This is a genomic window from Candidatus Pseudomonas phytovorans (assembly GCA_029202525.1).
Taxonomy (GTDB): domain Bacteria; phylum Pseudomonadota; class Gammaproteobacteria; order Pseudomonadales; family Pseudomonadaceae; genus Aquipseudomonas; species Aquipseudomonas phytovorans.
On the sequence record CP119325.1, the window covers coordinates 1400001 to 1416783 of the forward strand.

At 61.2% G+C, this 16783-nt stretch carries 7 protein-coding genes, 2 tRNA genes and 3 rRNA genes (1 of these 12 running past the window's edge); 11 read left to right on the forward strand and 1 reads right to left on the reverse strand.

From position 1 onward, the window contains the following. From P0Y58_06130 to P0Y58_06180, 11 genes are all read left to right on the forward strand, one after another. Positions 1-294, forward strand: a 16S ribosomal RNA gene (locus P0Y58_06130) (it extends 1243 nt beyond the left edge of the window). An 85-nt stretch (positions 295-379) separates the two neighbouring features. Beyond that, positions 380-456 (forward strand) — tRNA-Ile (locus tag P0Y58_06135). Positions 457-481: 25 nt separating this feature from the next. Further along, a tRNA-Ala gene (locus tag P0Y58_06140) sits at positions 482-557 on the forward strand. Positions 558-801: 244 nt separating this feature from the next. Continuing rightward, positions 802-3694, forward strand: a 23S ribosomal RNA gene (locus P0Y58_06145). Positions 3695-3845: 151 nt separating this feature from the next. Then, a 5S ribosomal RNA gene (gene rrf / locus P0Y58_06150) occupies positions 3846-3961 on the forward strand. Together the 16S, 23S and 5S rRNA genes with 2 tRNA genes alongside form the textbook arrangement of a ribosomal RNA operon. A 150-nt stretch (positions 3962-4111) precedes the next feature. Beyond that, a complete protein-coding gene (gene recC, locus P0Y58_06155; protein WEK31774.1) occupies positions 4112-7591 on the forward strand; it encodes an exodeoxyribonuclease V subunit gamma in 3480 nt (1159 codons plus the stop codon). Next, positions 7588-11262: an exodeoxyribonuclease V subunit beta gene (recB, locus tag P0Y58_06160; protein WEK31775.1), complete on the forward strand. Its 3675-nt coding sequence runs from the start codon at positions 7588-7590 to the stop codon at positions 11260-11262. The genes recC and recB overlap by 4 nt, the downstream gene beginning before the upstream one ends. Beyond that, positions 11259-13334, forward strand: a complete 2076-nt coding sequence (gene recD / locus P0Y58_06165; GenBank protein ID WEK31776.1) for an exodeoxyribonuclease V subunit alpha — start codon at positions 11259-11261, stop codon at positions 13332-13334. The genes recB and recD overlap by 4 nt, the downstream gene beginning before the upstream one ends. A gap of 131 nt (positions 13335-13465) precedes the next feature. Next, positions 13466-14032: a YfiR family protein gene (locus P0Y58_06170; protein ID WEK31777.1), complete on the forward strand. Its 567-nt coding sequence runs from the start codon at positions 13466-13468 to the stop codon at positions 14030-14032. Continuing rightward, positions 14029-15300: a diguanylate cyclase gene (locus P0Y58_06175; protein WEK31778.1), complete on the forward strand. Its 1272-nt coding sequence runs from the start codon at positions 14029-14031 to the stop codon at positions 15298-15300. The genes P0Y58_06170 and P0Y58_06175 overlap by 4 nt, the downstream gene beginning before the upstream one ends. A gap of 4 nt (positions 15301-15304) precedes the next feature. Continuing rightward, positions 15305-15796, forward strand: coding sequence for an OmpA family protein (locus P0Y58_06180; GenBank protein ID WEK31779.1), 492 nt, complete (start codon positions 15305-15307; stop codon positions 15794-15796). A gap of 30 nt (positions 15797-15826) precedes the next feature. Here the strand turns inward: P0Y58_06180 and P0Y58_06185 are convergent, their stop codons facing one another. Beyond that, the gene (locus tag P0Y58_06185; GenBank protein ID WEK31780.1) at positions 15827-16777 is read right to left on the reverse strand and encodes a LysR family transcriptional regulator; all 951 of its coding nucleotides are present in this window, start codon (positions 16775-16777) and stop codon (positions 15827-15829) included. Positions 16778-16783: the final 6 nt, after the last annotated feature.

Consider the following 16783-nt stretch of genomic DNA (forward strand, 5'->3'; position numbering starts at 1 on the left):
CAGAGGGTTGCCAAGCCGCGAGGTGGAGCTAATCTCACAAAACCGATCGTAGTCCGGATCGCAGTCTGCAACTCGACTGCGTGAAGTCGGAATCGCTAGTAATCGCGAATCAGAATGTCGCGGTGAATACGTTCCCGGGCCTTGTACACACCGCCCGTCACACCATGGGAGTGGGTTGCACCAGAAGTAGCTAGTCTAACCTTCGGGAGGACGGTTACCACGGTGTGATTCATGACTGGGGTGAAGTCGTAACAAGGTAGCCGTAGGGGAACCTGCGGCTGGATCACCTCCTTAATCGACGACATCAGCCTGCTGATGAGCACCCACACGAATTGCTTGATTCTTTGTAAAAGACGATGCTGTAACGCGACCCTGTTATAGGTCTGTAGCTCAGTTGGTTAGAGCGCACCCCTGATAAGGGTGAGGTCGGCAGTTCAAATCTGCCCAGACCTACCATTACTTGGTATTAGCCGTAGAATACGGGGCCATAGCTCAGCTGGGAGAGCGCCTGCCTTGCACGCAGGAGGTCAGCGGTTCGATCCCGCTTGGCTCCACCACTTTCGCGGTACACAGTAACTTGTCAGAACTTAGAAATGAACATTCGTTGATGAATGTTGATTTCTGACTTTTGTCAGATCGTTCTTTAAAAATTCGGATATGTGATAGAAATAGACTGACATGCACTTTCACTGGTGTGTGATCAGGCTAAGGTAAAATTTGTGAGTTCTGCTCGAAAGAGCAACGTGCGAATTTTCGGCGAATGTCGTCTTCACAGTATAACCAGATTGCTTGGGGTTATATGGTCAAGTGAAGAAGCGCATACGGTGGATGCCTTGGCAGTCAGAGGCGATGAAAGACGTGGTAGCCTGCGATAAGCTTTGGGGAGTCGGCAAACAGACTGTGATCCAGAGATCTCTGAATGGGGGAACCCAGCCAGCATAAGCTGGTTATCTTGTACTGAATACATAGGTGCAAGAGGCGAACCAGGGGAACTGAAACATCTAAGTACCCTGAGGAAAAGAAATCAACCGAGATTCCCTTAGTAGTGGCGAGCGAACGGGGACCAGCCCTTAAGTTGGTTTGAGATTAGTGGAAGGCTCTGGAAAGTGCCGCCATAGTGGGTGATAGCCCCGTACACGAAAATCTCTTGTCAATGAAATCGAGTAGGACGGAGCACGAGAAACTTTGTCTGAATATGGGGGGACCATCCTCCAAGGCTAAATACTACTGACTGACCGATAGTGAACTAGTACCGTGAGGGAAAGGCGAAAAGAACCCCGGAGAGGGGAGTGAAATAGATCCTGAAACCGTATGCGTACAAGCAGTGGGAGCCTACTTTGTTAGGTGACTGCGTACCTTTTGTATAATGGGTCAGCGACTTATATTCAGTGGCGAGCTTAACCGAATAGGGGAGGCGTAGCGAAAGCGAGTGTTAATAGCGCGTTTAGTCGCTGGGTATAGACCCGAAACCGGGCGATCTATCCATGGGCAGGTTGAAGGTTGGGTAACACTAACTGGAGGACCGAACCGACTACCGTTGAAAAGTTAGCGGATGACCTGTGGATCGGAGTGAAAGGCTAATCAAGCTCGGAGATAGCTGGTTCTCCTCGAAAGCTATTTAGGTAGCGCCTCATGTATCACTGTAGGGGGTAGAGCACTGTTTCGGCTAGGGGGTCATCCCGACTTACCAAACCGATGCAAACTCCGAATACCTACAAGTGCCGAGCATGGGAGACACACGGCGGGTGCTAACGTCCGTCGTGAAAAGGGAAACAACCCAGACCGTCAGCTAAGGTCCCAAAGTCATGGTTAAGTGGGAAACGATGTGGGAAGGCTTAGACAGCTAGGAGGTTGGCTTAGAAGCAGCCACCCTTTAAAGAAAGCGTAATAGCTCACTAGTCGAGTCGGCCTGCGCGGAAGATGTAACGGGGCTCAAACCATGCACCGAAGCTACGGGTATCATCTTATGATGATGCGGTAGAGGAGCGTTCTGTAAGCCTGTGAAGGTGAGTTGAGAAGCTTGCTGGAGGTATCAGAAGTGCGAATGCTGACATGAGTAACGACAATGGGAGTGAAAAACTCCCACGCCGAAAGACCAAGGTTTCCTGCGCAACGTTAATCGACGCAGGGTTAGTCGGTCCCTAAGGCGAGGCTGAAAAGCGTAGTCGATGGAAAACAGGTTAATATTCCTGTACTTCCAGTTATTGCGATGGAGGGACGGAGAAGGTTAGGCCAGCCTGGCGTTGGTTGTCCAGGTTTAAGGTGGTAGGCTGGAATCTTAGGCAAATCCGGGATTTCAAGGCCGAGAGCTGATGACGAGTTGCCTTTAGGCGACGAAGTGGTTGATACCATGCTTCCAAGAAAAGCTCCTAAGCTTCAGATAACTGGGAACCGTACCCCAAACCGACACAGGTGGTTAGGTAGAGAATACCAAGGCGCTTGAGAGAACTCGGGTGAAGGAACTAGGCAAAATGGCACCGTAACTTCGGGAGAAGGTGCGCCGGCGAAGGTGAAGGACTTGCTCCGTAAGCTTATGCCGGTCGAAGATACCAGGCCGCTGCGACTGTTTATTAAAAACACAGCACTCTGCAAACACGAAAGTGGACGTATAGGGTGTGACGCCTGCCCGGTGCCGGAAGGTTAATTGATGGGGTTAGCGCAAGCGAAGCTCTTGATCGAAGCCCCGGTAAACGGCGGCCGTAACTATAACGGTCCTAAGGTAGCGAAATTCCTTGTCGGGTAAGTTCCGACCTGCACGAATGGCGTAACGATGGCGGCGCTGTCTCCACCCGAGACTCAGTGAAATTGAAATCGCTGTGAAGATGCAGTGTATCCGCGGCTAGACGGAAAGACCCCGTGAACCTTTACTATAGCTTTGCACTGGACTTTGAATTTGCTTGTGTAGGATAGGTGGGAGGCTTTGAAGTGGGGACGCCAGTTCTCATGGAGCCATCCTTGAAATACCACCCTGGCAACTTTGAGGTTCTAACTCAGGTCCGTTATCCGGATCGAGGACAGTGTATGGTGGGTAGTTTGACTGGGGCGGTCTCCTCCCAAAGAGTAACGGAGGAGTACGAAGGTGCGCTCAGACCGGTCGGAAATCGGTCGTAGAGTATAAAGGCAAAAGCGCGCTTGACTGCGAGACACACACGTCGAGCAGGTACGAAAGTAGGTCTTAGTGATCCGGTGGTTCTGTATGGAAGGGCCATCGCTCAACGGATAAAAGGTACTCCGGGGATAACAGGCTGATACCGCCCAAGAGTTCATATCGACGGCGGTGTTTGGCACCTCGATGTCGGCTCATCACATCCTGGGGCTGAAGCCGGTCCCAAGGGTATGGCTGTTCGCCATTTAAAGTGGTACGCGAGCTGGGTTTAGAACGTCGTGAGACAGTTCGGTCCCTATCTGCCGTGGACGTTTGAGATTTGAGAGGGGCTGCTCCTAGTACGAGAGGACCGGAGTGGACGAACCTCTGGTGTTCCGGTTGTCACGCCAGTGGCATTGCCGGGTAGCTATGTTCGGAAGAGATAACCGCTGAAAGCATCTAAGCGGGAAACTTGCCTCAAGATGAGATCTCACTGGGATCTAGAATCCCCTGAAGGGCCGTCGAAGACTACGACGTTGATAGGTTGGGTGTGTAAGCGCTGTGAGGCGTTGAGCTAACCAATACTAATTGCCCGTGAGGCTTGACCATATAACACCCAAGCAATTTGTGCAGGCCTCTGAACAAGAAGCGCCAAATTGTGGTGGTGAAGACGAAAGAACCGAAAGTTCGAACGTACCCACAAATATCACATATCCGGATTCGCTGGGCTGTCCATCTGGACATTCTGGCTACAGAATTTCTTGACGACCATAGAGCATTGGAACCACCTGATCCCATCCCGAACTCAGTAGTGAAACGATGCATCGCCGATGGTAGTGTGGGGTTTCCCCATGTGAGAGTAGGTCATCGTCAAGATTCATTTCGCAAAACCCCTATCTGCGCACGCAGGTAGGGGTTTTGTCTTTTCCGCTCAGGAAAAGATTTGTCTCCATGCCTGCCATGGTCCAAGGCAGGCCTCGTGATATGGTTCCGCATCGGAATCAACCGCCTTCCAGGGAATGCTCAATGGCTACTACCACTCTCCAGCCCGGCTTCATGATCGTCCACGGCAACCGCCTCGACGACTTGCGCAGCCTGGTGGTGAGCTGGATGCGCCGCTACCCCTTGGCGCCGCTGGAAAATGAAATCGCCCTGGTGCAAAGCAACGGCATCGCCCAATGGCTCAAGCTGGCCCTGGCCGAAGACCCGCTGGAAGACGACCTGGGCGGCTGCGGCATCGCCGCGGCAATCGATGTTCAGCTGCCTGGCAGCTTCATGTGGCAGTTGTATCGAAGTGTGCTGGGGCGCGACGAAATTCCTGAAGTTTCCCTGCTCGACAAGGCCCCGCTGACCTGGCGCCTGATGCGCTTGCTGCCGGCCTTGATCGAACGCCCGCATTTCGAGCCGCTGCGGCGGTTCCTCACCGACGACAGCGACCTGCGCAAGCGTTACCAGCTTGCCGAGCGGCTGGCTGACCTGTTCGACCAATATCAGGTCTACCGCGCCGATTGGCTCAGGGACTGGGCAGCGGGCGAGCACATCCTTAACACCGCCCGTAGCGAGCGCAAAGCGCTGCCCCCGGGCAACCGCTGGCAAGCCGAACTGTGGCGTGCGCTGCTGGAGGATGTCGGCGCAGAAGGCATGGCGCAGAGCCGCGCCGGGGTGCACCAGCGCTTTATCGAGCGTATCAACAGCCTGCAGCAGGCTCCTGCAGGGCTTCCACCGCGGGTGATCGTGTTCGGTATCTCCTCGCTGCCTGCCCAAGCGCTGGAGGCCTTGGCCGGCCTGGCGCGCTTCAGCCAGGTGCTGTTATGCGTACACAACCCCTGCCGGCACCACTGGGCCGATATCGTTGCCGACAAGGACTTGCTGCGCCATCAGTACAAGCGCCAGCAGCGCAAGCAGGGCATGCCCCTGCAACTGGACGACCAGTCGCTGCATCAACATGCCCACCCGTTGCTGGCAGCCTGGGGCAAACAAGGGCGCGACTACATCAACCTGCTCGACAGTTATGACGACCCGGGCAGCTACCAGGGTGTGTTCAGCGATGGTCGCATCGACCTGTTCAGTGACGGCTCGCCCACAACGCTGCTCAGCCAACTGCAGGACGACATCCTCGAATTGCGCCCGCTGGCCGAAACCCGCGAGCTGTGGCCGCCTGTCGACACGGCGAAAGACCGTTCGGTTCGTTTCCACATTGCCCACAGCCCGCAACGCGAAGTGGAGATCCTCCACGACCAGCTGCTGGCCCGCTTCAGCGCCGACCCTACGTTGCGCCCGCGTGACGTGATCGTCATGCTGCCAGCCGTAGACACCTACGCGCCGCATATCCGCGCGGTGTTCGGCCAGTTGCAACGCAATGACCCGCGCTACATTCCGTTCACCCTCACCGACCAGGGCCAGCGCGGGCGAGAGCCTTTGCTGATCGCCCTCGAACACCTGCTCAAGTTGCCGGACAGCCGCTTCGCGGTCAGCGAAGTACTTGACCTGCTGGATGTGCCGGCCGTGCGCGCACGTTTTGGTATTCGCGAAAATGACCTGCCCACGCTACACCGCTGGATCGAAGGGGCCGGCATTCGCTGGGGCCTCAATGCCGAGCAGCGGGCCAGCCTGGGCTTGCCCGCAGGGCTTGAACAGAACAGCTGGCGTTTCGGCTTGCGGCGCATGCTGCTGGGCTACGCGGTGGGGGTGGGTGAAGCCTGTGATGGCATCGAACCCTACGATGAAATCGGCGGCCTGGACGCGGCACTGATCGGCCCGCTGGCCGCGCTGCTCGACGCGCTCGAAGTGGCCTATCAGGCTTTGTCCGAGCCTGCCACCGTCAGCCAGTGGGGCGAGCGCCTGAATGCCTTGCTGCAGGTGTTCTTCCTCGCCGAAGGCGAGCGCGACGAATTCCTGTTGATGCAGTTGCAGGAGTTGCGTGATAGCTGGCTTGAAGTGTGCGAAACCGTTGGCCTGCAAGACCCACTGCCGCTGACCGTAGTGCGCGAAGCCTGGCTGTCGGGCCTCGATCAGGGCAAGCTGTCGCAACGCTTTCTCGCCGGTTCGGTGAATTTCTGCACCCTCATGCCCATGCGTGCCATCCCGTTCCGCGTGGTCTGCCTGCTGGGGATGAACGATGGCGACTACCCCCGCGCGCAGCAACCGCTGGACTTCGACCTGATGGCCAGCGACTATCGCCCCGGGGACCGTTCGCGCCGCGAGGATGACCGCTACCTGTTGCTCGAAGCGCTGCTGTCGGCACGTGACCAACTGTATATCAGCTGGGTAGGGCGCAGTATTCGCGACAACAGCGAACGCCCAGCCTCGGTACTGATCGGCCAGTTGCGCGATCACCTTGCCGCCGGCTGGCAGCTGGCCGGCGCAGAGCAGGGTCAGCCCGGCCAACCCGACGAGCGGTTTTTACACGCCCTGACCCAGGAGCACCCGCTGCAACCGTTCAGCTCGCGTTACTTCGAGAAGGGCAGCCCGCTGTTCAGCTTTGCCCACGAATGGCAGGTCCCCCACCAGCAGCGCCAGGAGGACGAGCAGGGTGACGCCGACCTGCCGCCATACCACGACGATGAAGCCTTGAGCCTGACCCAGCTGAATGATTTCCTGCGCCACCCGGTGCGACATTTCTTCAGTCAGCGTTTAAAGGTGTACTTCGAAGCGCTGGAGGCGCCAACCCCGGACGAAGAACCCTTCGTGCTCGATACCCTGCAACGCTACGGTGCCAGCGAGAGCCTGCTCGGTGCGGCACTGTCCGAACCGGAAAATCCAGAACAAGCCTTGCAGGTGCAGGCCCGGCGTTTGCAGGCCTGTGGCGTGCTGCCGCTGGCTGGCTTCGGCGAACTGCTACAAAGCGAACTGATCGAGCCTCTGCCAGACCTGCTGCAACGTCACCGCCAGTTGCTGCAACGCTGGCCACAGCTGGTCGAGGGCGCGTTACCGTTGCATTTCGAGCATGGACAGCATCGGCTTGAGGGCTGGCTGGGCCGGGTGTTCCAGGCAGATGACCAGAGCCTGCTCAGCATCACCACCGTACCCAACACCATCAGCGCCGGGCGTAACAACCTCAAGTGGCACCGCCTGATTGCCCCTTGGGTCACGCACCTGGCGGCCTGCGCGGCAGGCTACCGCTACAACAGTGCGTTGGTCGCCAGTGACCTGACGCTGCTGCTTGCACCGTTGCCGCAAGACCAGGCTGCACAACTGTTGGGCGATTTGCTGGTGGCCCGCCAGGCGGCGATGAACGCGCCGCTGCCGGTTGCAGCGAAAACCGCGTTCGCCTGGCTGGCCCAGGACGATGAAGACAAAGCACTGGCAGCGGCTGCCCGTGCCTATGAAGGCGACGAGCGCACCAGCTTCGGCGAGCGCAGTGAAAGCATCGCCCTGGCCCGCCAGTTCCGCGACTTCGCCGCGCTCACTGCAGACGAAACCTTTGAAGGCTGGTGCGAGTCCCTGTACCGCCCATTGTTCAACGCCCCTTGGCAAACCCTGGGCAACCCGGAGAAAGGCGCATGACCCAGGACCGTCCCCTGGCACTGAGTTTTCCCCTGCATGGCAGCCAGCTCATCGAGGCCAGTGCCGGCACGGGCAAGACCTTTACCATTTCCGCGCTGTACCTGCGCCTGATCCTCGGTCATGGCGGCGAACAGGGCTTCGACCGCGAGTTGCTGCCACCGCAGATCCTTGTGGTGACCTTCACCGACGCCGCCACCAAGGAGCTGCGTGAACGTATCCGCGCCCGCCTGGCAGAAGCTGCACGGTTCTTCCGAGGTGAACTGGAGGGCGCCGACCCGCTGCTGCACCAGCTACGTGGCGATTATCCACAAGAGGCCTGGCCGCGTTGTGCCGGCCGGCTGGAAGTCGCCGTGCAGTGGATGGACGAGGCGGCGGTGTCGACCATCCACGGTTGGTGCCAGCGCATGCTGCGCGAGCATGCCTTCGACAGCGGCAGCCTGTTCACCCAGACCCTTGAAACTGACCACAGCGAGCTGCTTGGCCAGGTCATGCGCGATTACTGGCGGCGCTTCTGCTATGGCATGCAAGGTGACGCACTGGTCTGGGTGCGCAGTCACTGGGGCAGCCCTGATGCCTTGCTGCCACGGATCCGCCCGCTGTTCGGCCGCGTGCGCGCCCAGCAGGACGGCCCAGAGCCTGCAGCACTGATCCAGGCATCGCTGCAGCAACGAGGCGAACAGTTGGCCCGGCTCAAGGCGCCGTGGGTGCAGTGGGCCGAGGAGCTGCGGCAAATCTGTCGCGATGCGCTGGCCGCCAAGCAGGTCGATGGCCGCAAGATGCAAGCCCGTTATTTCGAACCTTGGTTCGACAAGCTCAGTGTCTGGGCCGGCGACGAGCAACTCGTGGAGCTCGACCTGGGTACCGGCTTCACCCGCCTGACACCAGAGGGCATGGCCGAAGCCTGGAAAGGCGAGCCCCCCGAGCACCCGGCCCTCAACGCGATGCAGGCACTGCAGCAACAACTCCAGGCCCTGCACAGCCCGGATGCGCCCTTGCTCGAGCATGCGGCCAACTGGGTATCGGCACGGTTCGAAGTTGAGAAGCGCCGGCGTGCGGAAATGGGCTTCGACGACATGCTCGTGCGCCTGCAACACGCCTTGGCCAGCGAGGCCGGCGAGCGCCTGGCCGGCCTGATCCGTGAGCAGTTCCCGGTAGCGCTGATCGACGAGTTCCAGGATACCGACCCGGTTCAGTACGGCATTTTCGAGCGCATCTACCAGATCAGCGAAAACCGTGCGGAAACCGGCCTGTTCATGATCGGTGACCCCAAGCAGGCGATCTACGCCTTCCGGGGTGCCGACATCTACACCTACCTCGCTGCACGGCGCGCCACCAGCGGCCGCCTGCACAGCCTGGACACCAACTACCGGTCCAGCCAAGCCATGGTCGCGGCGGTCAACCAGGTATTCCTGCAGGCCGAGGCGCGTGAAACGGGGCGGGGTGCATTCCTGTTCCGCGAGGCCGATGACAACCCGCTGCCATTCATCGAGGTCCGCGCCAAAGGCCGTGGCGAGCAGCTGCTGATTGACGGGCAAGCCAGTGCAGCCCTGCAATGCTGGCAGTTGGAAAGCGAGGAACCAGTCTCCAGCAGTGTCTATCGCCAGCAGCTGGCGGCCAGTTGCGCCAGCCATATCGTTGCGTTGCTCAATGGCGGTCAGCAGGGCACGGCGGGCTTCCAGAATGGCGAAGGCGAACTGCGCCCATGCCTGCCCTCGGACATCGCCATCCTGGTGCGTGACGGCCATGAAGCGCAGATGGTCCGCACCGAGTTGGCCGCACGCGATGTGCGCAGCGTTTACCTGTCCGACAAGGACTCGGTGTTCGCCGCTCAAGAGGCCCACGACCTGCTGGCCTGGCTCAAGGCCTGCGCCGAGCCGGACTCGGAGCGCCTGTTAAAGGCCGCACTGGCCAGCCTTACACTGGGGCTGTCACTGGCTGCGCTGGACCGGCTGAACCAGGATGAACGGGTCTGGGAAGGCTGGGTCATGCGTTTTCGCGATTATCGCAATACCTGGCAACGCCAAGGCGTGCTGCCCATGCTGCGGCACCTGCTGCACGACTTCCAGCTGCCGCGCACGCTGATCCGCCGCAGTGACGGCGAACGCGTGCTGACCAACCTGCTGCACCTTGCCGAACTGTTGCAGCAGGCAGCGGGGGAGCTGGACGGTGAACAGGCGCTGATCCGCCATCTGACCGAGCATCTGGCCAGTTCCGGGCAGGCCGGTGAAGAGCAGATCCTGCGCCTGGAGAGCGACGAACAGCTGGTCAAGGTGGTGACGATCCACAAGTCCAAGGGCCTGGAGTACCCCCTCGTTTACTTGCCGTTCATCTGCACCAGCAAACCGGTGGACGGTAGCCGCTTGCCGTTGGCCTGGCATGACAGCCACGGCAATGCCCACCTCACCCTTACCCCGGACCAGGCGCAGATCGAGCGCGCCGACGATGAGCGCCTGGCAGAAGACCTGCGCCTGCTCTACGTGGCCCTGACCCGCGCCCAGCATGCTTGCTGGCTGGGTGTCGCCGACCTCAAGCGCGGCAACCAGAAGAGTTCACAGCTGCACTGCTCGGCATTTGGCTATCTGCTGGGTGGCGGCCTTGCCCTGGCAGGTTCGCAGCAGCTTACACAGTGGCTGCAGGCGTTGGCGGCCACATGCCCGCATATTGCTTGCCCGGGCCTGCCGCTGGCAGATGAGCAGGTGTATCGCATGCCCCATGCCGACCGTGAGCTGCTGCCCGCACGCAAGCCGCGTCGCGCAGCGGCCGAGCATTGGTGGATCGCTTCGTACAGCGCCCTGCGTATCGGCGATCAGGCGCTGGTTGCTGACAGTTCGCAGGCTCAGCAGCTACTGGATGACGAAGGAGTCGATGCCCAGCTGCTGCGCGAGGTCCCGGCCGACAGCGGCGATATCCACCGCTTCCCGCGGGGGCCGAACCCCGGCACCTTCCTGCATGGCTTGCTGGAATGGGCGGGCCGCGAGGGCTTCAGCCAGGTCAGCGGCAACCCACAACTGATTGAGCGCACCGTTGGCCAGCGCTGCAGCCGCCGCGACTGGACTGGCTGGATCCCCACCTTGAGCCACTGGATGCAACGCCTGCTGGGCGAGGTATTGCCGTTGCCGGGCAGCGACCAGGGCGTGATGTTGGGGCAGTTGCGTCATTACCAGATCGAAATGGAGTTCTGGTTTGCCAGCCACCGGGTCGACGCCGAACAACTCGACCGCCTTGTTGCACGCTACACCCACCCCGGCCTGGCGCGCCCGGCGGCGCAGCCGACCGTACTCAATGGCATGTTCAAAGGCTTCATCGACCTGGCGTTCGAGCTGGACGGGCGTTATTACGTGACCGACTACAAATCCAACTGGCTGGGCCCGGATATCCAGGCCTACGACGCCATGGCCATGGAAAAGGCCATTATCGAGCACCGTTACGACCTGCAGTACGTGCTGTACCTGCTGGCCCTGCACCGCCAGTTGCGCGCTCGCCTGCCGGACTACGATTACGACCGCCATGTTGGCGGTGCCCTGTTCATCTTCCTGCGTGGCGCCAGCAGCAGCGGCCACGGCGTGTACCACACCAGGCCACCGCGCGAGCTGATCGAAAGCCTGGATGCGCTGTTCCGTGGTGAGCGCCCGCCGTCACAACAGGACCTGTTTGCCGGAGCCGTGACATGAGCCGAAGCCTCGTCGACCTGTTACCCACCCCGTTGCACGCCGAACACCTGCTGGCGCTGGCGCCGCAGCATGACAGCGGTGACCTGCTGCAATTGCTCGACCGCTGGGTAGAGCGGGGATGGCTGCGGGCCCTGGACCGCGCGTTCGTCTCGTTCCTCGAAGAGCGCGCGCCCGGCAGCGACCCCTTGCTACTGCTGGCGGCGGCGCTGGCCAGCCACCAACTGGGCCACGGGCATGTCTGCCTGGACCTGCAACAAACCCTGGCCGAGCCCGATTTCGCCTTGTCGCTGCCGCCGGAAGGCGATGCCCTGACCGGCCCCTTGCTATTGCCATCGCAATTGCTGGCCAATCTCGACCTGAATGCCTGGCGCCAGCGCATTGCAGCCAGTGCGCTGGTAGCCGCCGGTGATACCCCAGGCCACCAAGCGCGGCCACTGGTACTCAGCGGTGAGCGCCTGTACCTGCGCCGTTACTGGAGTTACGAGCGGCGCATCGACCATACCCTGCGCCAGCGCCTGACCCAGGCCGAAGCGCCGCTGCCCGACCTGTCAGGTCGTCTGGCACAACTGTTCGAGGGCGGTGCGCCGGTTGGCCAGCTGGACTGGCAGAAGCTCGCCTGTGCACTGGCCACCCGTGCAGGTTTCAGCATCATCACGGGTGGCCCCGGCACGGGTAAAACCACGACCGTGGTGCGCCTGCTGGCCTTGCTGCAGGGGCCGGCGGTGGAGCAGGGCAGGCCGCTGCGCATTCGCCTGGCCGCGCCGACCGGCAAGGCTGCAGCGCGCCTCACCGAATCCATTGGCCAGCAAGTCGAGCGCTTGCAGGTCAGCGCCGAAGTACGCGGGCAAATCCCCACTGAAGTGAGTACCGTGCACCGCCTGCTAGGCAGCCGGCCCGGCTCGCGGCATTTCCGCCACCATGCCGGCAACCCGCTGCCGTTGGATGTGCTGGTGGTCGACGAAGCGTCGATGATCGACCTGGAAATGATGGCCAACCTGCTCGACGCCCTGCCACCCCGCGCGCGACTGGTGCTGCTGGGCGACAAGGACCAGCTGGCCTCGGTGGAGGCCGGTGCGGTGCTGGGCGACCTGTGCCGGGATGCCGAAGAGGGCTATTACTCGCCTGCGACCGCCGCGTGGCTGGAACAGATCAGTGGCGAGTCGCTGGCCGCCAGCGGCCTCAAGCCTGGTGACGAGCAGCGCAACCCTTTGGCCCAGCAATTGGTGATGCTGCGCTTCTCTCGGCGCTTCGGGGAAGGCAGCGGCATCGGTCAGCTGGCGCGGCTGGTCAACCGCCAGGACTCCCATGCAGCGCGTAACCTGCTGGCCGCGCCGCCGGCCGACGTGCACAGCCTTGGCCTCAAACACGAGCAGGACCGTGCTTTCGACCGCCTTCTACTCGATGGCCTGAACCGCGGTGTCGAGGGCCCGCAGGGCTATCGCAGCTACCTGCGCACACTTGGCCGCCACCGGCCGGCACTTGAAACCGTATTTGACGACCCCGTGTGGGAGCAATGGGCGGCCAAGGTGCTGCACAGTTTCGAGGACTTCCAGTTGCTGTGTGCGGTACGTCGTGGCGCCTGGGGTGTCGAAGGCCTCAACGAACGGGTGGCACGGGTGCTGCACAATGCCGGGCTGATCGACAGCCAGCAGCCCTGGTACGAAGGGCGCCCGGTGCTGGTGACCCGCAACGACTACGGCCTGGGCCTGATGAACGGTGACATCGGCATCGCCCTGCGCCTGCCGGATGAACGCGGTGAGCCGCTGCTGCGGGTGGCCTTCCCGCGTAACGACGGCAGCGGTGGTGTGCGTTTCGTCTTGCCCAGCCGGCTCAACGAGGTGGAAACGGTGTTCGCCATGACCGTGCACAAGTCCCAGGGCTCGGAGTTCAGCCACACCGCGCTGGTACTGCCGGATGCGCTCAACCCGGTGCTGACCAAGGAACTGGTGTACACCGGCATTACCCGTGCCAAGCACTGCTTCAGCCTGGTCGAGCCACGGCAGGGCATTTTCGAAGAAGCGGTGGCGCGAAAGGTACGGCGTATTTCCGGGTTGATGCTGGAGCAGGTCTGACCCTGCCGAAAATCAATTGGAGATCCCCTGTGGGAGCGCATGTGCCTCCGAGATCAGTGTCTTTCCTACATTGATGCGGCCATGTGCTATCGTTGCGCCGATATTGGAAGGGACTTTAAGAGATTTCCCACATGAACGTGGCCGCAAGGCGAGCGCCAAGCTGTGCACTTTCGCTATTGCTGGCCGCCCTGTTCATCTCCACAGGCCTCGCCCGGGCAGACTCCGGCACAACTGCCGCCCAGGCGCAGCAACGCGCCAAGACTGTCACCCAGGTGGTACTGGGCATCTTCAGTTATGCCCGCTGGCCCGCCGAACCCTCACCCTTACGTTTGTGCCTGGTCGGCCCGACCGAATACGCCGATGACCTGATCAAAGGCCATGTGCAGGAGTCCGGGCGCCCGCTGCAAGTGCGGCGGCTGCTGGCAGAGGATACCCAGATCGCCCAGGCCTGCGATGCCATCTACATCGGCAAACTCGACCAGGGTCAGCGCGATCGGCTGTTCGAGCGCGTCAGCGGCCACCCGGTACTGAGCATCAGCGAAGCGAACGACCCGTGCACGGTTGGCAGCCTGTTCTGCCTGCGGGTAAGTGACCAGCAGGTGGCCTTTGAAGTCAACCTCGACTCGGTGGCGCGGTCCGGCGTGCGCATCCACCCCAGTGTGCTGCAATTGTCGCGGCGCCGGGCGGTGCAGCCATGAAGCCGACCCGCAAGCATGGCGTGCGCCCGACATTGCGCTCGGTGCTGGGCCGTGGGCACCTCAGTGTGGCTTTGCTCGCCGTGGGCCTGGCCGGTATTTCCCTCACCCTGCTGGGCGTGCTCGCCCTGCGTGTCTACGCCAATCACAACCTGCACCTGATCGCCCGGTCGATCAACTACACCGTGGAAGCGGCGGTGGTATTCGATGACAGTGCCGCGGCCAATGAATCGCTGGCGCTGATCGCCAGTAACGAGGAGGTGGCCGAGGCAAAGGTGTTCAACGACGAAGGCGAGTTGCTGGCGCATTGGCAGCGTGGCGATACCGGCGTGCTCGCCAAACTTGAAGTGCAGGTTGCCACCGCCTTGCTGGATGAGCCGATCAACTTGCCCATACTGCACCAGCAACAGCAGGTGGGGCACATTGAACTGGTCGGCCAGGGCCGTAGCCTGTTGCTGTTCCTGCTCAGCGGGCTGGCAGGAATCCTGTTCTGCACGCTACTCAGTGCCTTGGCTGCGCAATACCTGTCGCGGCGCCTGCTCAGCGATATTGTCCGCCCGCTGCGTGGCCTGGCCAGCGTGGCCCACGCCGCCCGCCGCGAGCGCAGTTTCGACCGGCGCGTGCCGGAAGCGCCGATTGCCGAACTCAACGAGCTGGGCAACGACTTCAATGCCCTGCTCGACGAACTGGAGGTATGGCACAGCCACCTGCAGAACGAAAACCAGACCCTGGCCCACCAGGCCAGCCACGACAGCCTGACCGGCCTGCCCAACCGCGCATTCTTCGAGGGGCGCCTGAACCGCAGTGTGCGCAATGCTGCGCGGCAGCAGGACAACCTGGCGCTGTTGTTCCTCGACAGCGACCACTTCAAGCAGATCAACGACACCCTCGGCCATGCCGTGGGCGACGAAGTCCTGATCAGCGTGGCTGAGCGCGTGCGCGCCCAGCTGCGTGAGCACGACCTGGTTGCACGCTTGGGCGGTGATGAGTTCGCAGTGCTGCTGACACCTTTGCAGTCGCGCGAAGACGCCGAGCACATTGCCGAAAAGATTGTCGCCAGCATGAAACTGCCGGTGCAACTGGACAGTGGCCGCAGTATCGCCACTTCTCTGAGCGTCGGTATTGCCTATTACCCTGATGACGGCGCTGACCCCGCCAGTCTTCTCAATGCCGCCGATGCGGCGATGTACCAGGCCAAGCGCAAACGCCCTGGCCATTGGCAAGTGGCGCAGACGGAACGGTCCGCCAGTGAAATCAAGAACAGGAGTTGAACCCGTGATGCACGCTTTACGTTTCCCCCTTTGGACCTTGTTGCTCGCCGTGCTGGCGCTGACCGGTTGCCAGACGGCCCCCCCCAAAGGCCTGACCCCCGAACAGATTGCCGTGCTCAAGCGCGAAGGCTTTACCCCGACCGATGAAGGCTGGGCCTACGACCTTTCCGGCAAAGTGCTGTTCGGCAGCGACCTGGATAGCCTCAACGGCCAAAGCCAGGCCATTGTCGAGCGCATTGGCAAGGCGCTGCTTGGCGTTGGCATCCAGGGCGTGCGGGTGGACGGGCATGCCGATGCGTCGGGCAAGGCGGCATATAACCAGCAGCTGTCCGAACGCCGTGCGCAGAGCGTGACCCAGGCGCTGGTCGGGGTTGGCATGCAGGCGCAAAATATCCAGAGCCGTGGCCTGGGCAGTACCCAGCCGGTTGCAGACAACCGCACCAGTGCGGGGCGCACCGAGAACCGGCGCGTTTCTATCGTGGTGGCGTCTTACTGAGTGGATTTTTGGGGCTGCACAGTAGCCCCATCATTCCTGAGCAAATCGCATTTCCCGCGTTTCCCCCATCAACAACGGCGCATTCGCCTCGGTTACCCCGCGGATGTAATCCCACAACAGGGTAATCCGCTTCAACTTCCTCAAATCCTCCCGGCAATACATCCAGAACTGCCGCGTCACCTCGATCTCTTCCGGCAGCACTGTCACCAGACGCGGGTCCTGCGCCGCCAGGAAGCACGGCAGTATCGCCAACCCACGCCCTTGCAACGCGGCGGTGTACTGAGCAATCACACTGGTACTGCGTAAGTGCGCGCTGGCACCGGGAATCAGATTGGCCAGGTACAAGAGCTCCGAACTGAACGCCAGATCATCCACGTAACTGATGAACGGGTGTCTGGCCAGATCCGCGACTTGGCGTATCGGCGCGTGGTTGTTCAGGTAATCCTGGGTCGTGTACAGCCGCAAACGGTAATCGCACAGCTTGCAGCACACATAAGGCCCATGCTCCGGCCGCTCCAGGGCAATCACGATGTCTGCTTCACGCTTGGACAGGCTGATGAAGTGCGGCAGCGGCAGGATATCCACCGAGATCGCCGGATAGGCATCGACGAAGTGGCTTAGCTGCGGGGTAATGAAAAAGCTGCCGAAGCCCTCGGTGCAGCCCATGCGCACATGCCCCGACAACGCCACGCCCGACCCGGACACCTGCTCGCACGCCATGTGCAGCGTGCTTTCGATCGACTCGGCATAACCGAGCAAGCGCTGGCCCTCAGCGGTGAGGACAAAGCCGTTGGTCCGCGATTTTTCGAACAGCAATGTGCCCAGCGCCCCTTCCAGCGAACTGATGCGCCGCGACACCGTGGTGTAGTCCACGCTCAGGCGTTTGGCGGCGCTGCTGGCCTTGCGGGTGCGGGCCACTTCAAGGAAAAACTTCAGGTCGTCCCAGTTGAGCGCGCTCAGGGATGTGAGGTCTTTTTGCATGATGAT